This is a genomic window from Kosakonia oryziphila (genome assembly GCF_900094795.1).
GTDB lineage: Bacteria > Pseudomonadota > Gammaproteobacteria > Enterobacterales > Enterobacteriaceae > Kosakonia > Kosakonia oryziphila.
Genome location: NZ_FMBC01000009.1, coordinates 53,860 through 76,421, shown reverse-complemented (window position 1 = coordinate 76,421; position 22,562 = coordinate 53,860). Strand labels below are relative to the sequence as shown.

The following is a 22,562-nucleotide window of genomic DNA, read 5'->3' as shown; positions in this document are numbered from 1 at the left end:
ATATGTCTTATACCCTGATCTCTGCGGCTGACGCCCGCGCGCAGCAAGCGGCAGGCGCACTGCTTATCGATATTCGCCAGCCTGACGAATTTCGCCGCGAGCACCTGCCAGGCGCCGTTTTACTGCCGCTGGAAGCACTACTGAACGGTGCGCCGATTGCCACCGACTCACCCACGCAAACGGTGATTTTCCATTGCCAATCCGGCAGACGTACGCAGCAAAATGCCGATGCACTGGTACGTGCCGCAGGGCAAGCGCCGGTGGCCATCCTCGAAGGAGGGCTGAATGGCTGGAAGCAGGCGCACATGCCGACGGTGGAAGATAAACGCCAACCGCGTCCGCTGATGCAGCAGGTGCAAATGGTCGCTGGCAGTCTGATCCTGCTCGGCGTGATACTCGGTTATGCGGTGCATCCGGGCTTTTTCCTGCTCTCTGGTTTCGTCGGTGCAGGTCTGCTGTTCGCCGGGATCAGCGGCTGGTGCGGCATGGCGCTGCTGCTGGCGAAAATGCCATGGAACAAAGTGTGAAAAAAGGCGTATCGGATGAAAACCGACAGCGAGCTGAGCAAGTTTTTAAGTTTCCCGCTCTCTGCTAATGGCACATCGGTTCGCACCGCGCAGAAGCATTCACCGCCGTTATCACCTGGCAGGCAAAAGTGCCGCCGATAACGGCTTGTCAGGCGTTTTTCCTCCGGGTCAAATGAGTGATATATTTCAGAGCGTCAATCCAAGGAGACGCTATGGCGGAATTTGATTCACTCGCGCAGGACCTGCTGGTGCAGGCAGAAACTGAACAACAGCGACAGCAGGAACGTGACCGGGCATTACTCGAGCAGGTACTTGAAATCTACGGACAAAAGTATGTGGCCGAGCAGTTGAAAAAGGCGGGAAAAGCGGAATGGAGCCGTGAATCACTCAATCGTTGGATAAACGGTAAAGGCAGTGCAAAAACGCTGACCGCCGCCGAAGAGGCGCAACTGCGTGCGCTACTCCCCTCGCCTCCTGCTCATCATCCCAACTATCGTTTCCGTTTTATCGATCTCTTTGCTGGTATTGGCGGTATTCGCAGCGGGTTTGAAGCTATCGGCGGGCAGTGCGTATTCACCAGCGAATGGAACAAAAACGCGGTGCGTACCTATAAAGCGAACTGGTACAACGATAAGTCCACACACATTTTTAATCAGGACATCCGCGAAGTGACGCTGAGCGGCAATCCTGCCGTTTCTGAAGCCCAGGCTTACGCCCATATCAAACAGCAGATCCCCGAGCACGACGTGCTGCTGGCGGGTTTTCCCTGCCAGCCTTTTAGCCTCGCCGGGGTAAGTAAAAAGAATGCCCTCGGTCGCGCCCACGGTTTTGAGTGCGAAGCGCAGGGAACGCTGTTTTTCGATGTTGCGCGCATTATCAAAGCCCGTCGTCCGGCGATCTTCGTACTGGAGAATGTCAAAAACCTCAAAAGTCACGATAAAGGCAAAACCTTCAGCGTGATCATGAGTACGCTGGATGAACTGGGCTATGACGTGGCCGATGCCGATGTTTCCGGCAAAGACGACCCGAAAATCATTGACGGCCGCCACTTTTTACCGCAACACCGCGAACGCATTGTGCTGGTCGGTTTTCGCCGCGATTTACAGCTCAGTGAAGGCTTTACCCTGCGCGATATCGACCGCTTCTACCCCACGCAGCGCCCGACCTTCGGCCAACTCCTCGACCCGACTGTCGACAGCAAATATGTGCTGTCGACAAAGCTTTGGGAATACCTCTATCGCTATGCGCAAAAACATGCGGCAAAAGGGAATGGCTTCGGTTTCGGGCTGGTGGATCCCACCAATACCGCAAGCGTGGCCCGCACGCTCTCGGCGCGCTATCACAAAGACGGTTCAGAGATCCTTGTCGATCGCGGCTGGGATAAAACGCTGGGTGAAGCTGATTTCGGCAATGCAGAGAACCTGGCGCGCCGTCCGCGTCGCCTGACGCCACGCGAATGTGCCCGTCTGATGGGTTTTGAGAAAGTCGGCGAACAGCCGTTTCGCATCCCGGTTTCCGACACGCAGGCTTACCGACAGTTTGGTAACTCAGTGGTAGTGCCAGTATTCGCCGCCGTGGCGAAATTGCTGGAACCGCGTATTGCGCTGGCAGTAAAAAAACAGCACAACAACCTGTAACGCACTTCCCGGCATGTGATATGCCGGGCACTTATTTAAGTCTTAAATACGGCGGCTCGTGGAGGTGCAGTGGTCAGCAACGTGGTGCGTACCATGAGCAAAATCTCCGACAGCTCCCAACAAATCGCACATATCACCAGTGTGATTGACGGTATCGCCTTCCAGACCAATATTCTGGCGCTGAACACTGCGGTAGAAGCCGCCCGCGCAGGTTAACCAGGACGTTTGCCGTGGTGGCCGTGCGTACGCTGGCAAGCCGCAGCGTACAGGCGGCAAAAGAGAGCGTGAATAAACACAACACGCTGCTGAGCAAAAAGCCGGTACGCCAAAACCGACAATGCTGCGCCCGGCCACGCCGACGGCGACCACCAGGGACAGCAACTGGGAAACGTTCTGATAACTTCGGAAAGGCGCGATACTGGTTATCGCGCCGCTGCATTAATCGCGGGTCTGAACCCAGAAGGCGTGAATCAGGCCGGGAAAGTAGCCCAGCAAGGTGAGCAGGACATTGATAATAAATGCCCAGCCAAAGCCTTTGCCAAGCAGCACGCCGAGCGGCGGAAGAATAATCGTCAAAACAATGCTCCAGAAACCCATGTTGCCTCCTGTGCAGAAAATTCCAGGTGGTTGAAATAACAGACTTTCTCTTTAAGAATAGACACTCTGTAATGCACCGCCACCTCCCTCGCACGCTTTTACCCTCTTTTACGCTGTACCCTCAACAGCCTCCAGGCTAAGGTTAGAAGCACAACAAATGAGAAAGGAGGAAGGTATGTTTTCTATTGGCGATATTGTGCAGCCGCGCGTTGGCGGGCCAAAACTTAAGGTGCTTGAAGTTCATCAGGATCAAATCGTTGCAGTTCCCGTCTACGATGAAACGGCAGATAAAATTACGCTGAAAGCGGAAGATGTCTCGCCGTATAAAGAAGACGGCGATTTCGGCGTCTGTTAATCCCTCAGCGGTGGGCGTTATCCACCGCTCTGACTATTATTTTATGCAAAACATAAGCATAAATAATCACACCCCACATCAGAACTAAACGCTACAAAAACACCTTTATCAGCATAAAAAATGCTGTTAGTTATTTTATCCACACGCCGGAAGCAGAGTACGCTAAAACGCGCCGTGTATTCCCACCTAAGAGTGCTGCATTTTTTCTCATACCATCCATAAGCTTTTGATATTGAATAGATTTGATAACCACTCCAGTTAAAATAATGAAATATGCAAAAAACGCACAAACGCAGAGCACTTTATCCAACAAAGAAAAGAAAATAAAAATTTATCGCTAGTTGTTAGTTTCAAACCAGATGGATACTCTATTGACATTAATCCAACCACTTCAAAACGCTAAAAGACCCGTTTATTCGCCTTTTCGCTGATTCTCAAGGAGCAGCATCATGTTCTCTTCGCAGTCTCGCCTGCGTCACGCCGCAGCAGACACCTTTGCGATGGTTGTCTATTGTTCGGTAGTGAACATGCTGATTGAAATATTTCTCTCCGGAATGAGCTTCGAACAGTCACTTTCATCGCGCCTGGTCGCCATCCCGGTAAACATTATTATTGCCTGGCCTTATGGTTTGTACCGCGATGCTTTTATGCGTTATGCACGTCGTATTAGCCCTGCAGGCTGGATGAAAAATCTGGCGGATGTGCTGGCATATGTCACCTTCCAGTCGCCGGTTTATGTAGCGATCCTCTGGTCGGTCGGTGCGGACTGGCATCAGATTGTCGCTGCGGTCAGTTCCAATATCGTGCTGTCGATGATGATGGGCGCCGTTTACGGCTATTTCCTCGATTACTGCCGACGCCTGTTCCGGGTGAGCAGTTACCACCAGGCCAAAGCCTGATAGCGGATGGCAGGCTATGCCTGCCATCGTTTAGTGCTGTTCGCCAAATAATCCTTTCAGAAAACGTTCCAGCGCGACGCGCGAACTGAATCCGTGCGGAATACCGTAATGCTCCTGGGAATCGCCGCCTAAATAGAGCGGGAAATTCTGGTAGTGATCGCACAACTTGATGTCCGAGGCAGGCTCCGCGAGCGACGAACTGCGTTCTTTCAGCGTGGGGTGGATCACCAGCGCCGTACGGCCCATTCGCGCTTCACGATTCACATAAACATAATTTTCACCGCGACAATAACCATAAGTTTTTGGCGTCGCCACATCCATTGTAAATCCCACGTTTTCCAGAACGCGTGCCACTTCATCGGGTCTTAAATACATAGATTTTCCTCGTCATCTCTCTGCAGCCTCGCCACCTTACATGACTAAGCATTGACCGTGATTCAGAAAATTCCACAAACGGACGTGAAAGAGCTGATTGCCGCAAGGCCTGAAAAATTATGGTCTAAACTAAAATTCATATCAAAAACGAGGGAGGATCCTATGTTTAACAGACCGAATCGCCGTGATGTTGATGAAGGTGTCGAGGATATCAACAACGATGTCAGCCAATTAGCCGATAGCCTCGAAGAGGTGCTTAAATCATGGGGCAGCGACGCCAAAGACGAAGCGGAAAGCGCGCGTCGTAAAGCGCAAGCTTTGTTAAAAGAGACCCGCGCACGTCTGCATGGCCGCAACCGTGTGCAACAAGCAGCACGAGACGCCGTGGGTTGCGCAGATACCTTTGTGAAAGACAAACCCTGGTGCAGCGTTGGTGCGGCCGCCGCCATTGGTATTTTCGTAGGCGCGCTACTCAGTTTGCGTCGTTAAACCCGCTCTTTTTTGTTTGCAAAACCCCTGCCCGGTTAACCCGCGCAGGGGTTTTTATTGGCCATCGCATCGCTGTATACCTGTATAAAATGCGTACAAATCACTCTTACCCATCCCCTTACCCATTACATCCATCCTTTGGACAAAGTCTATGATGAATTCCTATATATTGTATGGTTGAATATTTTAATAACTACATCTAGTATTCTTTTCAGTAACACACACATTAACTGACGCGAACCTTCGCGCCGTGCTTCCATTTCATTCGGAAATACGAATCATGCACATTACTATTTACACTAGAGATAATTGTGTTCAATGCCACGCCACGAAACGAGCCATGGAAAACCGTGGCCTGGCGTTCGAAATGGTGAACGTTGACCATGTACCCGCAGCGGCCGATGAGCTTCGCGCGATGGGCTTTCGTCAGTTACCGGTGGTTGTCGCCGGGGAAACGCGCTGGTCCGGCTTTCGCCCGGACATGATTAACCGGCTGCACAACGTCCCCAGCGTGGCCAGCGCATGAGTACCCTCGTCTACTTCTCCAGCAGCTCCGAAAATACGCAGCGTTTTATTACGCGGCTTGGGTTGCCGGCGGTGCGTGTTCCGCTCAATGAGCGAGAACGCATCCAGGTAGACGAGCCTTATATCCTTGTAGTGCCCAGTTATGGCGGCGGCGGAACGGCAGGCGCAGTTCCCCGCCAGGTGATCCGCTTTTTAAACGATCCGCACAACCGATCGTTGATTCGCGGCGTGATTGCCGCCGGTAACCGCAATTTTGGCGAAGCGTATGGTCGCGCAGGCGATGTGGTATCGCAGAAATGCGGCGTACCGTATCTCTATCGCTTCGAGCTGATGGGTACGCAGCAGGACATCGACAATGTGCGTAAAGGAGTGAGCGAATTTTGGCAACGACAACCGCAGAGCGCGTGAAACACGAAACGCTGGATTACCATGCGCTGAATGCGATGCTGAATCTTTATGATAAAGATGGCCGTATTCAGTTTGATAAAGACCGCGAGGCGGTTGACGCTTTTATGGCGGATCACGTGCGCCCCAATACCGTCACCTTCAGTAACCAGGATGAACGGCTGAACTGGCTGGTGAACGAAGGTTATTACGATGCTACCGTGCTGGCGCGCTATGACCGTGCTTTCGTCATCGCTCTGATTGCGCAAGCACACGCCAGCGGTTTTCGTTTTCAGACATTCCTTGGCGCATGGAAGTTTTACACCAGCTACACGCTAAAAACCTTCGACGGCAAACGCTATCTTGAGCACTTTGAAGATCGCGCTTGCCTGGTCGCGCTGACGCTGGCGCAGGGCGATGAAGCGCTGGCGCGGCAACTGGCGGAAGAGATCCTCTCCGGACGTTTTCAACCCGCGACGCCAACCTTCCTTAACTGCGGCAAACAGCAGCGCGGCGAATTGGTTTCCTGCTTCCTGCTACGCATTGAAGACAATATGGAATCGATTGGCCGCGCAGTGAACTCGGCATTACAGCTTTCTAAACGCGGCGGCGGCGTGGCGTTTTTGCTCTCCAACTTGCGTGAAGCGGGCGCCCCCATCAAGCGTATAGAAAACCAGTCTTCCGGTGTGATCCCGGTAATGAAGATGCTGGAAGATGCCTTTTCCTACGCCAACCAGCTTGGCGCACGTCAGGGTGCGGGCGCGGTTTATCTGCATGCGCATCACCCGGACATTCTGCGTTTCCTCGATACCAAACGTGAAAACGCCGACGAGAAGATCCGCATCAAAACCCTGTCGCTGGGTGTGGTGATCCCGGATGTCACCTTCCGGCTGGCCAAAGAAAACGCACAGATGGCACTGTTCTCGCCTTATGATGTCGAGCGCCTGCACGGCAAGCCGTTTGGTGATGTGGCGATTAGCGAGCTGTATGATGAACTGCTGGCCGACGCTCGCGTGCGCAAAAGCTATATTAACGCCCGCGACTTCTTCCAGACGCTGGCGGAGATCCAGTTTGAATCCGGCTACCCGTACATTATGTTTGAAGATACGGTGAACCGCGCGAACCCGATTGCCGGGCGCATCAATATGAGCAACCTGTGCTCGGAGATTTTGCAGGTTAATAGCGCTTCAACGTTTGATGAAAACCTCGATTACGCCACGATCGGCCACGATATCTCCTGTAACCTGGGTTCGCTAAACATCGCTCACACCATGGATTCGCCGGACTTTGGCCGCACGGTGGAAACCGCCATTCGTGGGCTGACGGCAGTATCCGATATGAGCCATATCCGCTCCGTACCGTCTGTTGAGACTGGCAATGCCGCCTCGCACGCCATTGGGCTGGGCCAGATGAACCTGCACGGTTATCTGGCGCGTGAAGGCATCGCCTATGGCAGCCCGGAAGGGCTCGATTTCACCAACTTCTATTTCTACACCATCACCTGGCATGCGCTGCATACCTCGATGATGATCGCTCGCGAGCGTGGCCAACATTTTGCCAGTTTCCCGGCATCGCGCTACGCCAGCGGCGAATACTTCAACCAGTACCTGGAAGGCAACTGGCAACCGAAAACGGAGAAAGTCCGTGCGCTGTTTGCCCGTTCCGGCATCACCCTCCCCACGCGCGAGATGTGGCAGCAATTGCGCGAAGATGTGATGCGTTACGGCATTTATAACCAGAACTTACAGGCGGTTCCGCCTACCGGTTCCATTTCGTACATCAACCATGCGACATCGAGTATTCACCCGATTGTGTCGAAAATTGAGATCCGCAAGGAAGGCAAAACCGGGCGCGTTTACTACCCTGCACCGTTTATGACCAATGAAAACCTGGCGCTGTACGAAGATGCGTATGAGATTGGCCCGGAAAAGATCATTGATACCTATGCCGAAGCCACGCGCCATGTGGATCAGGGGCTGTCGCTGACGCTGTTCTTCAAAGACACGGCCACCACGCGCGATATCAATAAAGCGCAGATCTACGCCTGGAAGAAAGGTATCAAGACGCTGTACTACATTCGCCTGCGACAGCTTGCGCTGGAAGGTACTGAGATCCAGGGCTGCGTGTCCTGCGCGTTATAAGGAGAAAAGGATGAGCCAACTAACACGTATCAGCGCGGTGAACTGGAACAAAATCCAGGACGATAAAGATCTGGAGGTGTGGAACCGGTTGACCAGTAACTTCTGGCTACCGGAGAAGGTGCCGCTGTCGAACGATATTCCCGCCTGGCAGACGTTAAGCCCGGCAGAGCAACAACTTACCATCCGCGTTTTTACCGGCCTGACGCTGCTCGACACCATTCAGAATACCGTTGGCGCACCAGTGTTAATGAGCGACGCGCTAACGCCGCATGAAGAAGCAGTATTGTCGAACATCAGTTTTATGGAAGCAGTGCATGCCCGCTCCTACAGTTCAATTTTCTCCACGCTATGCCAGACCAAAGATGTCGATGCTGCGTATAGCTGGAGCGAAGAGAACCCGGCATTGCAGCGCAAAGCGCAGATCGTCCTGCAACACTATCGCGCCGATGAGCCGCTGAAGAAGAAGATCGCCAGCGTTTTTCTGGAATCTTTTCTCTTCTATTCCGGTTTCTGGCTGCCAATGTACTGGTCAAGCCGCGGCAAACTGACCAACACGGCCGACCTCATTCGGCTGATCATTCGCGATGAAGCGGTACACGGTTACTACATTGGTTATAAGTATCAGAAAGGGCTGGAGAAAGTTAGCGCAGAAAAACGCCAGGAGTTGAAGAATTTCGCGCTGGATCTGCTGATGGATCTCTACGATAACGAGCTGCAATACACCGAAGATGTGTACGCGGAGAGCGGCTGGGCCGAGGAGGTGAAAGCCTTCCTCTGTTATAACGCCAACAAAGCGCTGATGAACCTCGGTTATGACGCGTTATTCCCGGCGGAAATGGCGGAAGTGAACCCGGCGATCCTTGCCGCGCTTTCGCCAAATGCCGACGAAAACCACGACTTTTTCTCCGGCTCCGGCTCCTCATATGTGATGGGAAAAGCCGTCGAAACCGAAGACGAAGACTGGAGTTTTTAACCGCTCGCACCTCTCCCTTTCCGGGAGAGGAATATTCCCGCCAATATTCTTTTCAAAAATCCCGCCTGCGAAAAAGGTTATTATTATTATGAGAATATATGTACATTTCTCCTGCATAATATCCAAGCAGGCACTACACTGTAATTTCCTTGTCATTTTCACCTGAAGTACGCCATTTCAGGTGCGATTTCGTGACGAATTCGAAAAAATTATCACCCGCCATCAGCCCTTATCTCATGGGAAATAGAGGTGATTCTACAAATGTCAAATTGCGCATGCCCGGCAATTGAGGGTTGTCTCAGATTCTGAGTATGTTAGGGTATAGTCAGTCAATTATTATCACCAGGTATGATATCGACACAATAAATAACAGGAACTCTTTTATTGCATGGCAATTAAATTAGAAATCAAAAACCTATATAAAATATTTGGCGAGCATCCACAGCGGGCTTTCAAATATATTGAAAAAGGACTTTCAAAAGAAGTAATTCTGGAAAAAACGGGGCTGTCGCTTGGCGTTAAAGACGCCAGTCTGGCCATTGAAGAAGGCGAGATATTTGTCATCATGGGGTTATCCGGCTCGGGTAAATCCACTATGGTACGCCTTCTCAATCGCCTGATTGAACCCACCCGTGGACAGGTGCTGATTGATGGCGTGGATATCGCCAAAATCTCAGACGCCGAATTACGTGAGGTGCGCAGGAAAAAGATTGCGATGGTCTTCCAGTCGTTTGCGTTAATGCCCCATATGACGGTACTGGATAATACCGCATTTGGTATGGAGTTAGCGGGAATTGCACCGCAGGCGCGGCAGGAAAAAGCGCTCGACGCCCTGCGTCAGGTCGGGCTGGAAAATTACGCGCACGCGTATCCGGATGAACTCTCCGGTGGTATGCGCCAGCGTGTTGGCCTAGCGCGCGCATTAGCCATTAATCCGGATATTCTATTAATGGATGAAGCCTTCTCGGCGCTCGATCCTTTAATTCGTACGGAAATGCAGGATGAATTAGTAAAACTGCAAGCGAAACATCAGCGTACCATCGTGTTTATTTCCCACGATCTGGATGAAGCCATGCGTATTGGTGACCGGATTGCCATTATGCAAAACGGCGAAGTGGTACAGGTCGGTACGCCGGATGAAATATTGAATAATCCGGCCAATGATTATGTGCGTACGTTCTTCCGCGGTGTGGATATTAGCCAGGTGTTTAGCGCGAAAGATATTGCGCGTCGAACGCCGGTGGGTTTGATCCGTAAAACGCCGGGTTTCGGCCCGCGCTCGGCGCTGAAACTGTTGCAGGATGAAGACCGTGAATACGGTTATGTGATTGAACGCGGCAATAAATTTGTCGGCATTGTCTCCATCGACTCCCTGAAAGCGGCGCTCAGCCAGAACCAGGGCATCGAGGCGGCGTTAATTGACTCCCCGCTTGCGGTGGATGCGGAAACGCCACTCAGCGAGTTGCTCTCCCATGTCGGCCAGGCACCCTGCGCCGTGCCAGTCGTCGGTGAAGAACAACAATACGTGGGCATCATCTCGAAACGGATGCTGCTACAGGCTTTAGATCGCGAGGGGGCAAACAATGGCTGATCAAAATAACCCATGGGATAGCGCGCCAGCAACCGATAGCGCGGCGCAATCCGCAGATGCCTGGGGCGGCGGTTCTGCCACGCCCACCGACGGCAGCGGCGCCGACTGGCTGCACAGTGCACCAGCGCCCGCGCCAGAACATTTCAATATTATGGATCCATTCCATAAAACACTGATCCCGCTGGATAGTTGGGTAACGCAGGGGATCGACTGGGTAGTTATGCACTTCCGCCCGGTGTTCCAGGGGATCCGCATTCCTATCGACTATATCCTGAGCGCTTTCCAGCAACTGCTGCTGGGGATGCCAGCGCCGGTCGCGATTATCGTGTTCTCGCTGATCGCCTGGCAGATGAGCAGCATCGGCATGGGGATTGCTACGCTGGTATCGCTGATTGCCATTGGCGCGATTGGTGCCTGGTCGCAGGCGATGGTCACGCTGGCGCTGGTGCTGACCGCGCTGCTGTTCTGCGTGATGATCGGTTTGCCGCTGGGGATCTGGCTGGCGCGTAGCCCACGGGCTTCGAAAATCATTCGCCCGCTGCTGGATGCCATGCAGACCACGCCGGCGTTTGTTTACCTGGTGCCGATTGTGATGCTGTTTGGTATCGGCAACGTGCCCGGCGTGGTAGTGACGATTATCTTCGCCCTGCCGCCGGTGGTGCGTTTGACAATACTCGGTATTAACCAAGTTCCGGCTGATTTGATTGAAGCTTCACGTTCATTTGGCGCCAGCCCGCGTCAGATGTTATTCAAAGTACAGTTACCACTGGCCATGCCTACCATTATGGCGGGAATTAACCAGACGCTGATGCTTGCCCTCTCCATGGTAGTGATCGCTTCAATGATCGCCGTTGGCGGGCTTGGCCAGATGGTACTGCGCGGTATTGGCCGCCTCGATATGGGGCTGGCGACCGTCGGCGGCGTTGGGATCGTCATCCTCGCCATCATTCTCGACCGTCTGACGCAGGCTGTCGGCCGCGATTCCCGCAGCCGCGGAAATCGTCGCTGGTATCAAACCGGCCCGTTGGGTCTGCTGACCCGTCCATTCGCAAAATAAACCTGTTTCCCGGCGCTCAGCGCCGGGTCAACACGTCCCACCTGAACAATAAGGAACAACGATGCGACATAGCGTACTTTTTGCCACAGCGTTTGCCACCCTTGTCTCTACCAGCACATTTGCTGCAGACCTGCCCGGCAAAGGCATCACCGTACAGCCCTTCCAGAGCACCATTTCTGAAGAAACCTTCCAGACACTGCTGGTCAGTCGCGGGCTGGAAAAACTCGGCTATACGGTGAATAAACCGAGTGAAGTGGATTACAACGTCGGTTACACCTCCCTTGCCGCTGGTGACGTCACCTTTACCGCCATTAACTGGCAGCCGCTGCATGACGACATGTATGCCGCTGCGGGCGGTGACAGCAAGTTCTACCGTTCCGGGGTGTTTGTCACCGGTGCGGCGCAGGGTTACTTGATCGACAAGAAAACCGCCGAGCAGTACCACATTAAAAGCATCGATCAGCTTAAAGATCCGAAAATCGCCAAACTGTTCGATACCAATGGCGACGGCAAAGCCGATCTGACCGGCTGTACGCCCGGCTGGGGCTGTGAAGCGGTGATTAATCACCAGATCGATGCTTACGGGTTGAGTAACACCGTGGTGCATAATCAGGGTAATTATGCTGCGATGATGGCGGACACTATTACCCGCTTTAAAGAAGGTAAACCGGTGCTTTATTACACCTGGACACCCTACTGGGTGAGCGATGTATTGAAACCGGGTAAAGATGTGGTCTGGTTGCAGGTACCATTCTCTTCCCTGCCGGGTAAGCAGAAAGATATCGACACCAAACTGCCGAACGGCATGAACTATGGCTTCCCGGTGAGCAGCATGCACATTGTCGCCAACAAAGCCTGGGCGGAGAAAAACCCGGCAGCGGCGAAATTGTTCTCGGTGATGAAGTTGCCTATTGCCGACATCAATGCGCAAAACGCGATGATGCATAACGGCAAAGCCTCTGAAGCGGATATCCAGGGTCATGTTGACGGCTGGATCAAAGCCCACCAGCAGCAGTTTGACGGCTGGATAAAAGAAGCGCTGGCCGCGCAGAAGTAAATCCCCTCCAATAAAGCGCTATTCGGTTTATGCCGGATGGCGCTTTCGCTTATTTGGTCTGCATACAATATACCGCCAGAGCTGCACATTCGGACACAGCCCCCAGCCCGGTTAAAGCTGTGCCGCCATCCGGCAATCAAAGCGCCATCGACTTCCCCGCGATGACTGCACAAATAACAACATGCCCTCTCAAGCGATTGACTATGATAGGTTTCTCAAAAAACCATTATCTGACTACGCATTCTATGACAACACAAGCAAACCACGTTCTTAGCCCGGCGTTGATCGCGCTGATGTCCGTTGCCACCGGCCTTGCGGTCGCCAGCAATTACTATGCGCAACCGCTGCTCGACACCATCGCTCATGCCTTTTCGCTCTCGCCTAACCAGGCAGGCTTTATTGTCACCGCCGCCCAGCTTGGCTATGCCGCAGGTTTGTTGTTTCTGGTACCGCTCGGCGATATGTTTGAACGGCGCACACTCATTGTGGTAATGACGCTGTTGTCGGCGGGCGGCATGTTGATTACCGCCAGCAGTTCGTCGCTGAGCTTTATGGTCCTCGGCACTGCGCTGACCGGGTTATTCTCCGTTGTCGCACAGATCCTCGTGCCGCTGGCCGCAACATTAGCCACGCCGGATAAACGCGGCAAAGTGGTCGGCACCATCATGAGCGGGTTGCTGCTGGGGATTTTACTGGCGCGCACCGTTGCCGGATTACTCGCCAGTCTCGGCGGCTGGCGCACAGTGTATTGGGTCGCCAGCGTGCTAATGGTGCTGATGGCGTTGGCGCTGTGGCGCGGCCTGCCAAAGCTTAAACAGGAAACGCACCTCAATTATCTGCAACTACTTGGCTCCATTTTTACGCTGTTCGCGGGTGATAAAGTGCTGCGTACCCGCGCCCTGCTCGGCTGTCTGAGTTTCGCCAATTTCAGTATTTTGTGGACCTCAATGGCGTTTCTGCTGGCCTCGCCGCCGTTCAACTTCTCCGAAGCGGTGATCGGTTTATTCGGCCTGGTCGGCGCGGCGGGCGCATTAGGTGCGCGTCAGGCTGGTGGCCTGGCGGATCGCGGTAAATCGCACCTCACCACCACGGGCAGTCTGATATTGCTGCTGCTTTCATGGGTAGCCATTTGGCTTGGTCACAGCTCGGTTATTGCGCTGATTATTGGCATCATCGTGCTGGATCTCACTGTGCAAGGCGTGCATATCACCAACCAAACGGTGATTTACCGCATCAAACCGGACGCGCGTAACCGCCTGACCGCCGGTTATATGACCAGCTACTTTATTGGCGGTGCGGCAGGTTCGTTGATCTCGGCCTTCGCCTGGCAGCATGCGGGCTGGACGGGCGTCTGTGCAGCGGGCGGTACGCTGGCGCTATTGGATCTGCTGGTCTGGTGGCGAGGCTTTCACCGCCAGCAAGTAGCGATGTAAGCAAGCGCTCACCTTTACATCATTCCACTAAAAACCGGGTGTTAACAAGTCCCTCAGTCTGTTAAGGTTACAGGACTTGTTTATCCCGGTTATATTAACGTGGGTGATATATAACAAACACTATGGATAGTTCAGCAATACCCCCAGATTCCGGGTCAGTGAAAGTAGCCACACTACAGGAAGGCATCAAAGACAGTCTTCCCATCGTTTTAAGCTACATCCCCGTTGCATTTGCCTTTGGTATGAATGCCAGCAAACTTGGTTTTTCTCCTCCCGAAAGCCTCTTTTTCTCCTGCATTATCTACGCGGGCGCCAGCCAGTTTGTGATTACCACCCTGCTTGCTGCGGGCAGCACTTTGTGGGTTGCTGCGCTGACCGTCATGGCGATGGATGTTCGCCACGTGCTGTATGGCCCATCGTTACGCAGCCGTATTCTGCAGCCGCTTAAAAATCCGAAAACCGCGATCTGGGCCTTTGGTCTGACGGACGAAGTGTTTGCCGCCGCAACCGCCAAATTGGCGCGAGATAATCGTCGCTGGAGCGAAAACTGGATGATAGGCATCGCGTTATTTTCATGGCTCTCCTGGGTCGCAGGAACGGTGCTGGGCGCATTTTCCGGCAGCGGCCTGCTGGAGGGATATCCGGCAGTTGAATCAGCATTAGGTTTTATGTTGCCCGCCCTGTTTATGAGCTTCCTGCTGGCATCGTTCCAGCGTCGCCAGACGCCGAGTGTCACCGCCGCGCTGCTTGGTGCGCTGGCCGGTTTAACGCTGTTCTCTATCCCTGCGGCAATCCTTGCCGGGATCGGTTCTGGCTGCGTTGCCGCGCTGGTGCAGGCGTTTTATCAGGGGGTCACCGATGAGGCATGAAATTTTACTGCTCGGTCTGCTGGTAGGCTGCGTTAATTTTTTATTTCGCTACCTTCCTCTGCACATTCGCGTCGGGCGACCAAACCCGATAAAACGCGGAGTCACTGGCATCTTGCTGGACACCATCGGTATCGCCTCTATTTGTTCATTACTGGTGGTGTCATGTGTACCAGAGATCATTCATGATGGCCGCCGCCTGCTGCCAACGCTGGTTGGCTTCGCGGTGCTGGGTCTGAGTTTCTGGAGAACACACAGCATTATTCTCCCCACGCTACTGAGCGCACTTGCGTACGGAATCGCATGGAAACTGCTGACGGATGTATAGATAAGGAAAATCTATTAGCAGCAATAATATATTTACTTTATTTGTCACTGTCGTTACTATATCGACTGCAACTAATGAGGTCATACACAAATGGATAGTTCGTTTACGCCCATAGAGCAAATGCTTAAGTTTCGCGCCAGCCGCTATGAGGATTTTCCGTTTCAGGAGATTTTGCTCACCCGTCTTTGCATGCATATGCAGGGTAAGCTGCTGGAAAACCGCAACAAAATGCTGAAAGCGCAGGGTATTAACGAGACGTTGTTTATGGCATTGATCACGCTGGAGTCACAGGAAAACCACAGCATTCAGCCGTCTGAATTGAGCAGTGCTCTGGGTTCTTCACGTACCAATGCCACACGTATCGCCGATGAGCTGGAAAAACGCGGCTGGATCGAGCGTCGTGAAAGCGATAACGATCGCCGCTGCCTGTATCTGCAACTGACCGATAAAGGTCACGAATTCTTGCGTCAGGTTTTACCCCCGCAGCACAACTGTCTGCATCTACTGTGGTCTTCCCTGAGCGACGCGGAGAAAGCGCAGCTTGAGCAGATCACACGTAAGTTACTTACGCGTCTCGACAAGATGGAAGAAGACGGCGTCATTCTTGAGGCGCTGCGCTAACGCGACAAGCCGCTCGAATATCCAGGATATAAGAATATAAGGGCCAGCCTGATGCTGGCCTTTCTGACAGAAGGTCGGCTGTGTCGACATCAAATAATAAGATCGTGGAGAAAAGCATGAGCGCAAATGCGGAGAATAATCCCCCGCAGCAACCGGTTAAAAAGAGAGGCAAGCGTAAGGGTGCCCTTCTAATGCTGACCTTGCTCTTTATTGTTATTGCCGTGGCATATGGAATTTATTGGTTTTTGGTACTGCGTCATTATGAAGAAACCGATGACGCTTACGTAGCAGGGAACCAGGTGCAAATCATGGCGCAGGTATCCGGCAGCGTGACGAAAGTCTGGGCTGACAATACTGATTTTGTAAAACAGGGAGATGTATTAGTTACGCTGGATGCCACCGATGCGCAGCAGGCGTTTGAAAAAGCGCAGACTGCACTGGCAAGCAGCGTTCGTCAAACCCGCCAGTCGATGATCAATAGCAAGCAATTGCTCGCAAGCATCGAGGTGAAAAAAACCGCCCTCGCCCAAGCGCAGAGCGATTTAAACCGCCGTATTCCGCTGGGTAGCGCCAATTTGATTGGCCGCGAAGAGTTGCAACACGCCCGTGATGCCGTGACCAGCGCGCAGGCCGATCTGGATGTGGCCATTCAGCAATACAACGCCAACCAGGCGATCGTGCTTGATACGCCGCTGGAAGATCAACCGGCCGTTAAACAGGCCGCGACTGAAGTCCGCAATAGCTGGCTGGCGCTGCAACGTACGAAAATCGTCAGCCCGATCACTGGCTACGTTTCACGTCGCGCGGTACAGCCTGGGGCGCAAATCAGCCCAACCACCGCATTAATGGCCGTTGTTCCGGCCACCAATTTGTGGGTGGACGCTAACTTCAAAGAGACACAGCTTGCGCATATGCGTATTGGTCAGACGGCTACCGTGGTTAGCGACATCTATGGCGATGAAGTGACCTACAGCGGGAAAGTGGTCGGCCTCGATATGGGTACCGGCAGCGCGTTCTCACTGCTGCCTGCACAAAACGCTACCGGTAACTGGATCAAAGTGGTTCAGCGCCTGCCGGTACGTGTTGAGCTGGACGCCAAACAACTTGCCGAACATCCACTGCGTATTGGTCTCTCAACGTTGGTGAAGATCGATACCGCCGATCGTGAAGGTCAGGTACTGGCAAGCCAGGTGCGCAGCAGCCCGGCGTATGAAAGCAACGCACGGGAGATTAGCCTTGACCCGGTCAATACGCTTATCGAAAACATCGTGAAAGCCAACGCCGGTTAATCTGAGGTGAGTGCAATGCAACAGAAACCGCTGGAAGGCGCGCAACTGGTCATTATGACCATTGCGCTGTCGCTTGCGACCTTCATGCAGGTGCTGGACTCCACCATCGCTAACGTGGCTATTCCCACGATTGCCGGCAACCTTGGCTCATCGCTGAGCCAGGGGACATGGGTGATCACCTCTTTCGGGGTGGCGAACGCCATCTCGATCCCAATCACCGGCTGGCTGGCAAAGCGCGTCGGGGAAGTGAAGCTGTTCCTCTGGTCAACGGTGGCCTTTGCTATCGCCTCCTGGGCGTGCGGCGTCTCCAGCAGCCTGACGATGCTGATCTTCTTCCGCGTGATCCAGGGGATTGTCGCCGGGCCGTTGATCCCGCTCTCCCAGAGTTTGTTGCTGAGCAACTACCCACCAGCCAAACGCTCCATCGCGCTGGCGCTGTGGTCAATGACGGTAATTGTCGCGCCGATTTGCGGGCCGATCCTTGGCGGTTATATCAGTGATAACTACCACTGGGGCTGGATCTTCTTTATCAACGTGCCGATCGGCGCGCTGGTGGTGTTGCTGACGCTGCAAACCCTGCGTGGTCGTGAGACGCGAACCGAACAGCGACGCATTGACGGCATTGGTCTGGCGCTGCTGATTCTCGGTATCGGCAGTTTGCAGGTAATGCTCGACCAGGGCAAAGAGCTGGACTGGTTTAACTCGACGGAGATCATCGTGCTGACGATTGTCGCCGTGGTAGCAATCAGTTTCTTAGTGGTCTGGGAGTTGACCGATGAGAACCCGATAGTCGATCTGTCGCTGTTTAAATCGCGTAATTTTACCATCGGCTGCCTCTGCATTAGCCTCGCCTATATGCTCTACTTCGGCGCGATTGTTCTGCTGCCGCAGCTATTGCAGGAGGTGTATGGCTACACAGCAACATGGGCGGGGCTGGCCTCCGCGCCTGTCGGGGTAATCCCTGTGCTGCTGTCGCCGATTATTGGCCGCTTCGCCCATAAGCTGGATATGCGTCGTCTGGTGACCTTCAGCTTTATTATGTATGCGGTGTGCTTCTACTGGCGTGCGTATACCTTCGAACCGGGAATGGACTTTGGCGCTTCGGCCTGGCCGCAATTTATTCAGGGTTTCGCCGTGGCCTGTTTCTTTATGCCGCTCACCACCATTACGCTCTCCGGCTTGCCGCCTGAGCGACTGGCGGCAGCGTCCAGCCTGTCGAACTTCACCCGCACGCTGGCCGGTTCAATTGGGACCTCGATCACCACCACGCTGTGGACTAACCGGGAGTCGATGCACCATGCGCAGCTCACCGAGTCGGTCAACCCGTACAACCCCAACGCGCAGGAGATGTATAACCAACTGCAAGGCATGGGGATGTCGCAACAGCAGGCCTCCGGCTGGATAGCACAGCAGATCACCAATCAGGGGCTGATTATTTCCGCCAATGAGATCTTCTGGTTCTCGGCGGGCGTGTTCCTGCTCCTGCTCAGCCTGGTGTGGTTTGCCAAACCACCTTTCGGCGCCGGTGGCGGCGGAGGCGGCGCGCACTGATCTTTGGCGCGGTTCGCCGCGCCTTGTTCCCTTTCGCCCTGCCCGATCGCCGCTGGCCGAAACAGTGTATTACTCATGCGCTACGCAGATAATCATGAGCGAAGGGATGCAACGAACGGTGAGTAAAGGAGAAGGTCAAGGTGGGGGCGCGAAAGCAGGCCCGGTATGCGAGCTACCGGGCGCTACACTGACAGCACTAACTAGATATGCAGTTCCTGCAATTTTTCTTTCGGCAGGGCCAGCTCTTCGTTGCTGTTAACGCGGACATCGCGGTCAAGAATGTGACGGGCGATTTCCTGTGCTTCTTCCAGCGAGTGCATGGTATAAGTGCCGCACTGGTAGACGTTCAGTTCCGGGATCTGGTTCTGTTCTTTCACCTTCAACACATCGGCCATCGCCGCTTTCCACGCATCCGCAACGCACTGTTCATCCGGCGTACCAATCAGGCTCATGTAGAAGCCCGTGCGACAACCCATCGGCGAAATATCGATGATCTCAACGCCGTTGCCGTTGAGGTGATTACGCATGAAACCAGCAAACAGATGCTCAAGCGTGTGGATCCCTTTTTCTGGCATGACTTCTTTGTTAGGCACGCAGAAACGCAGGTCGAATACGGTGATGGTATCGCCATGCGGCGTGTCCATGGTCTTGGCTACACGGACAGCAGGGGCTTCCATACGGGTATGATCGACAGTGAAGCTATCCAACAATGGCATTTAGTCACCTCCGACAGTGATTTTTTTTAAAAAAAATGAACTCTTCTTTTTCGTGCGAGTCTGAGTATATGAAAGACGCGCATTTGTTATCATCATCCCTGATTTTCAGAGATGAAATTTTGGCCACAGCGATGTGGCCTTTTTCTTTTCTGTCAGGCGTGACGCGCGAGTAACGCTTCAAATGGCTCGGTATCCCCGGCTTCAACTTCTGCCTGACGCGCCAGTGATGCTTTGCACTCGGCGATAAAATCTTCCTCATGCAGGATTTCCAGCGGTTCTTCGCGAAGCTGTGAACGATACTGATCGCCCAGTGCTTTGCCGGTGCCACCAATTCCGTTATCGATCATCGAACGCAGAATGCGCGCCGAGAAAGTGAGCTCCGGATCATCGAAGCTGGCGACCAGTTGTTCACACACCTGCTCATATTCGTTGCCACCGTACACGCCATCGAGCGTCTGCGCCACTCGTTTCAAATCCTGGAACAGATCTTTGCCAACCTTCGCCAGCGGGAATTGCGCGGTTTCACAGCCAATACCCAGCGTCAAGCCAGGTTTGCGCCCTTCCAGAATCACGCGATTCCAGTTTGTACGCGTACACAGCAGTTCGTCGCTGCTCATCTCTGGCGCATCAGCCAGCACGCACCAGACCATAAACAGATCGAGGAAGCGAATCTGCTGCTCGTCAACGCCAATCGCCGTGAAAGGATTGATGTCCAGTGAGCGCACTTCAATATATTCAATGCCGCCACGCAGCAGCGCATCCGACGGCGTTTCACCGCTGCGGGTTACGCGTTTCGGGCGAATCGGCGCATACAACTCGTTCTCGATCTGCAAAATATTGGTATTGATTTGCAGATACTTATCGTCTTTCTTCAGGCCAATTTTAGCGTACTCTTCCGAAGGCGTTTTTATCGCCCGCTTCAGGGCCACCACATAATCGTGCAGATTATTAAAGGTGATGCCCAGGTTGTTCTGCGATTTATTGGTATAGCCCAGATCGCTTAAGCGCAGCGACGTGGCATACGGCAGGTAATACATACCATTCGGCGTTTTCTCAAACGGCAGAGTGGTCGGTTTCCCTTGCAGGAATGATGAACAGATCGCCGGGGACGCACCAAACAGATACGGGATCACCCAGCCAAAACGGTAATAGTTACGGATCAGGCGGAAATAGCCGTCGGATACCGTTTCTTTATCGGTACCGCCGCTTTTCGCTTCCCAAAACTCCATCGGCAACGAGAAATTGTAATGCACGCCGGAAATGGTTTGCATCAGCGCGCCATAGCGGTTTTTCAACCCTTCGCGATAGAGTGTTTTCAGGCGACCGATGTTAGAGGTGCCGTACTGTGCCAGCTCAATCTGTTGGCCGTCTTTGATATAGCACGGCATACTCAGCGGCCACATCCGCTCGTCGCCAATCTGGCGGGCGGTGTAGCGATGAATATCGCGCATGATGGTCAGCATATGATCGATATCACTATCGACCGGCGTAATAAACTCCAGAAGTGCTTCCGCAAAATCAGTGGTGATCCACTGATGAGTTAAGGCAGAGCCGAGCGTCGCCGCATGACCAGTAGTCGCCAGCGAGCCATCTGCGTTTACGCGCAGCGTCTCACGTTCAAGACCGCGTTGGATCCCCTTTACTGCCTGAGGATGTTTTTCCAGCCAGGACAATGCCTGTGATACGTCCGGGATCAAGTTGACCTCCCGCCTGTAATAATCATTTTATTAAGCATAATTGTAATGGTTGACGATTAAAGGTCACTCACTCAGTCCAATTAGTGCCACCACGTCATACCCTGTAGCGTTACCAGGGCTATCGCCACATAGCGTAACGCCTTGCCAAGGCATAAAAAGAACAGCACTGGTCCCCATGAAAGGCGCATCCAGCCCGCCAGCAGACACAGCACATCGCCTATAACAGGCATCCAGCTCAGAAGCAGCGCTGCCGCGCCGTAACGTCTGAGCCAGTGAGTCGCTTTTTCCTGCCAGCGCGATGTTTTACGCTGCGGAAAGAAACGCCCAAGAATAACGTTAGTCAGCCCTCCAAGGCTATTACCCATTGTTGCTATAACTACGAGCAGCCAGGGCTGACTGACACCCGAGAGCAGTATCGCAATCAGCACGACCTCAGAATTGCCAGGCAACAGCGTGGCGCTGAGGAAGCTACTGGCAAACAATGACAGGAGCGACAGGCTGTCACTCACAATAAGCGTACATCAACAGCATCCATACCGGCGGCCCGCGCCGCCTGGATACCGAAATCCGCATCTTCAAATACCACGCATCGCGTCGGTTCCACACCCATTTGTTGGGCGCAAAGCAGGAAGGTATCCGGTGCAGGTTTGTGATTTTTAACATGATCGGCGGCAACAACCGCATTGAAATAGTGGCGCAAGCCAAGGTGCGCCAATAACGCTTCTGCAATAGCGCTTTCACTGCCGGTTCCTACCGACATAGGGCGACGGCCGTGCCACTCTTTTACAACATCGATTAATGGCAGAGGGCGCACTGAATCCAGCAACATCATTTTAGCCACTGCGGTTTTCTCCTGCGCCAGTGCATACGGATCGAGATCGCCCTGATTAGCTTCAATGATGAACTGCGCGATACGCCAGGTTGGTGCGCCATTTAGCCCGACCATTGCCTGCTCGTCAAAACGCATCCCGTAACGCCCCAGCACTTCATTCCAGGCTTTACGGTGGGTCGGCTCGGTATCCAGGATGGTACCATCCATATCAAAAATCAGACCAGCGTAACGTTCGTACATCATGTTCTCACAAAGCGGATAACAAACAGTTACTTTAACGTAAACAGTGATTTTTGTCGCTGCTGGTACGAGAAAGCTGAGACGCCTTTATTGAGAGGGTTCGCAGGATATGGTTTTCAGAAGAGGAGGTGTTTGTGGAACATGAAGTGGAGATTTTGCTGAGATATGGTGCATCCGGGAGGATGACTCGTCTCTCGACTCGCCCTGCGGGCCGTTGCTAATGCAACGTTATCCCCCTGGTGCAAGCGGTTTTTCCGCCGCTTCGGAAACGACACACTTGCTGCCATTTCCTCAAAATATGGTGCATCCGGGAGGATTCGAACCTCCGACCGCTCGGTTCGTAGCCGAGTACTCTATCCAGCTGAGCTACGGATGCATCGGG

General features: G+C 53.4%; 24 protein-coding genes, 1 tRNA gene and 1 pseudogene. 19 read left to right on the top strand and 7 right to left on the bottom strand.

The annotated features are described in order from the left end of the window. The first annotated feature begins 2 nt into the window (after window positions 1–2). The 3 genes and pseudogenes from GA0061070_RS06325 to GA0061070_RS06315 form a co-directional block, all read left to right on the top strand. Complete coding sequence (locus tag GA0061070_RS06325; RefSeq protein WP_090134621.1) at window positions 3–527, top strand: rhodanese family protein; 525 nt, start codon at window positions 3–5, stop codon at window positions 525–527. A 212-nt stretch (window positions 528–739) separates the two neighbouring features. Continuing rightward, a complete protein-coding gene (locus GA0061070_RS06320; protein ID WP_090134620.1) occupies window positions 740–2,164 on the top strand; it encodes a DNA cytosine methyltransferase in 1,425 nt (474 codons plus the stop codon). Window positions 2,165–2,212: 48 nt separating this feature from the next. Continuing rightward, a pseudogene (locus GA0061070_RS06315) lies at window positions 2,213–2,466 on the top strand (methyl-accepting chemotaxis protein); the annotation flags it as partial. 136 nt (window positions 2,467–2,602) lie between these two features. On the opposite strand, the gene GA0061070_RS06310 reads toward GA0061070_RS06315, so the two are convergent. Next, entirely contained in the window at window positions 2,603–2,761 is a 159-nt protein-coding gene (locus tag GA0061070_RS06310) for a YqaE/Pmp3 family membrane protein (protein WP_090134618.1), read from the bottom strand. A gap of 175 nt (window positions 2,762–2,936) precedes the next feature. Between GA0061070_RS06310 and GA0061070_RS06305 the strand changes: the two genes are divergently transcribed. Next, a complete protein-coding gene (locus tag GA0061070_RS06305) occupies window positions 2,937–3,116 on the top strand; it encodes a YodC family protein (protein WP_090134616.1) in 180 nt (59 codons plus the stop codon). 449 nt (window positions 3,117–3,565) lie between these two features. Further along, a complete protein-coding gene (alaE, locus tag GA0061070_RS06300) occupies window positions 3,566–4,015 on the top strand; it encodes an L-alanine exporter AlaE (protein ID WP_090134614.1) in 450 nt (149 codons plus the stop codon). 30 nt (window positions 4,016–4,045) lie between these two features. Here the strand turns inward: alaE and GA0061070_RS06295 are convergent, their stop codons facing one another. After that, window positions 4,046–4,390 carry a DUF2002 family protein gene (locus GA0061070_RS06295; RefSeq protein ID WP_090134612.1) on the bottom strand — a complete coding sequence of 115 codons (345 nt, stop codon included), beginning with the start codon at window positions 4,388–4,390 and terminating at the stop codon, window positions 4,046–4,048. 162 nt (window positions 4,391–4,552) lie between these two features. On the opposite strand from GA0061070_RS06295, the gene GA0061070_RS06290 reads away from it, so the two are divergent. From GA0061070_RS06290 to emrB, 14 genes are all read left to right on the top strand, one after another. Next, a complete protein-coding gene (locus GA0061070_RS06290; protein ID WP_090134610.1) occupies window positions 4,553–4,879 on the top strand; it encodes an ElaB/YgaM/YqjD family protein in 327 nt (108 codons plus the stop codon). A 280-nt stretch (window positions 4,880–5,159) separates the two neighbouring features. Then, window positions 5,160–5,405, top strand: a complete 246-nt coding sequence (nrdH, locus tag GA0061070_RS06285; RefSeq protein WP_090134609.1) for a glutaredoxin-like protein NrdH — start codon at window positions 5,160–5,162, stop codon at window positions 5,403–5,405. Next, window positions 5,402–5,812 (top strand): class Ib ribonucleoside-diphosphate reductase assembly flavoprotein NrdI, encoded by a 411-nt coding sequence (nrdI, locus tag GA0061070_RS06280; protein WP_090134607.1) that lies wholly within the window; start codon window positions 5,402–5,404, stop codon window positions 5,810–5,812. The genes nrdH and nrdI overlap by 4 nt, the downstream gene beginning before the upstream one ends. Continuing rightward, window positions 5,785–7,929: a class 1b ribonucleoside-diphosphate reductase subunit alpha gene (gene nrdE, locus GA0061070_RS06275; protein ID WP_090134606.1), complete on the top strand. Its 2,145-nt coding sequence runs from the start codon at window positions 5,785–5,787 to the stop codon at window positions 7,927–7,929. The genes nrdI and nrdE overlap by 28 nt, the downstream gene beginning before the upstream one ends. A 10-nt stretch (window positions 7,930–7,939) precedes the next feature. Further along, entirely contained in the window at window positions 7,940–8,902 is a 963-nt protein-coding gene (nrdF, locus tag GA0061070_RS06270) for a class 1b ribonucleoside-diphosphate reductase subunit beta (RefSeq protein ID WP_090134604.1), read from the top strand. Window positions 8,903–9,290: 388 nt separating this feature from the next. Beyond that, entirely contained in the window at window positions 9,291–10,493 is a 1,203-nt protein-coding gene (gene proV / locus GA0061070_RS06265) for a glycine betaine/L-proline ABC transporter ATP-binding protein ProV (RefSeq protein WP_090134602.1), read from the top strand. Further along, a complete protein-coding gene (gene proW / locus GA0061070_RS06260; protein ID WP_090134599.1) occupies window positions 10,486–11,550 on the top strand; it encodes a glycine betaine/L-proline ABC transporter permease ProW in 1,065 nt (354 codons plus the stop codon). Before proV ends, proW begins: the two co-directional genes overlap by 8 nt. Window positions 11,551–11,611: 61 nt before the next feature. Continuing rightward, on the top strand, window positions 11,612–12,607 hold the full coding sequence (gene proX / locus GA0061070_RS06255) for a glycine betaine/L-proline ABC transporter substrate-binding protein ProX (protein WP_090134597.1): 996 nt from the start codon (window positions 11,612–11,614) through the stop codon (window positions 12,605–12,607). Window positions 12,608–12,852: 245 nt separating this feature from the next. Then, window positions 12,853–14,040 (top strand): MFS transporter, encoded by a 1,188-nt coding sequence (locus GA0061070_RS06250; protein ID WP_090134683.1) that lies wholly within the window; start codon window positions 12,853–12,855, stop codon window positions 14,038–14,040. Between the two features lie 122 nt (window positions 14,041–14,162). Further along, window positions 14,163–14,909, top strand: coding sequence for an AzlC family ABC transporter permease (locus GA0061070_RS06245; protein WP_090134595.1), 747 nt, complete (start codon window positions 14,163–14,165; stop codon window positions 14,907–14,909). Beyond that, on the top strand, window positions 14,899–15,234 hold the full coding sequence (gene ygaH, locus GA0061070_RS06240; RefSeq protein WP_090134593.1) for an L-valine transporter subunit YgaH: 336 nt from the start codon (window positions 14,899–14,901) through the stop codon (window positions 15,232–15,234). Before GA0061070_RS06245 ends, ygaH begins: the two co-directional genes overlap by 11 nt. A gap of 90 nt (window positions 15,235–15,324) precedes the next feature. Then, entirely contained in the window at window positions 15,325–15,855 is a 531-nt protein-coding gene (gene mprA / locus GA0061070_RS06235; protein WP_090134591.1) for a transcriptional repressor MprA, read from the top strand. A 116-nt stretch (window positions 15,856–15,971) separates the two neighbouring features. Continuing rightward, window positions 15,972–17,144: a multidrug efflux MFS transporter periplasmic adaptor subunit EmrA gene (gene emrA, locus GA0061070_RS06230; protein ID WP_090134589.1), complete on the top strand. Its 1,173-nt coding sequence runs from the start codon at window positions 15,972–15,974 to the stop codon at window positions 17,142–17,144. A gap of 15 nt (window positions 17,145–17,159) precedes the next feature. Further along, window positions 17,160–18,695, top strand: a complete 1,536-nt coding sequence (emrB, locus tag GA0061070_RS06225) for a multidrug efflux MFS transporter permease subunit EmrB (protein WP_090134587.1) — start codon at window positions 17,160–17,162, stop codon at window positions 18,693–18,695. Between the two features lie 200 nt (window positions 18,696–18,895). Here emrB and luxS read toward each other — a convergent pair whose 3' ends face one another. From luxS to GA0061070_RS06200, 5 genes are all read right to left on the bottom strand, one after another. After that, the gene (gene luxS / locus GA0061070_RS06220; protein WP_090134586.1) at window positions 18,896–19,411 is read right to left on the bottom strand and encodes an S-ribosylhomocysteine lyase; all 516 of its coding nucleotides are present in this window, start codon (window positions 19,409–19,411) and stop codon (window positions 18,896–18,898) included. 152 nt (window positions 19,412–19,563) lie between these two features. Next, the gene (gshA, locus tag GA0061070_RS06215; protein ID WP_090134584.1) at window positions 19,564–21,108 is read right to left on the bottom strand and encodes a glutamate--cysteine ligase; all 1,545 of its coding nucleotides are present in this window, start codon (window positions 21,106–21,108) and stop codon (window positions 19,564–19,566) included. Window positions 21,109–21,188: 80 nt separating this feature from the next. Continuing rightward, entirely contained in the window at window positions 21,189–21,617 is a 429-nt protein-coding gene (locus tag GA0061070_RS06210) for a YqaA family protein (RefSeq protein WP_090134583.1), read from the bottom strand. After that, the gene (yqaB, locus tag GA0061070_RS06205) at window positions 21,614–22,180 is read right to left on the bottom strand and encodes a fructose-1-phosphate/6-phosphogluconate phosphatase (protein WP_090134581.1); all 567 of its coding nucleotides are present in this window, start codon (window positions 22,178–22,180) and stop codon (window positions 21,614–21,616) included. The genes GA0061070_RS06210 and yqaB overlap by 4 nt, the downstream gene beginning before the upstream one ends. Before the next feature lie 299 nt (window positions 22,181–22,479). Continuing rightward, a tRNA-Arg gene (locus GA0061070_RS06200) sits at window positions 22,480–22,556 on the bottom strand. Window positions 22,557–22,562 lie beyond the last annotated feature (6 nt).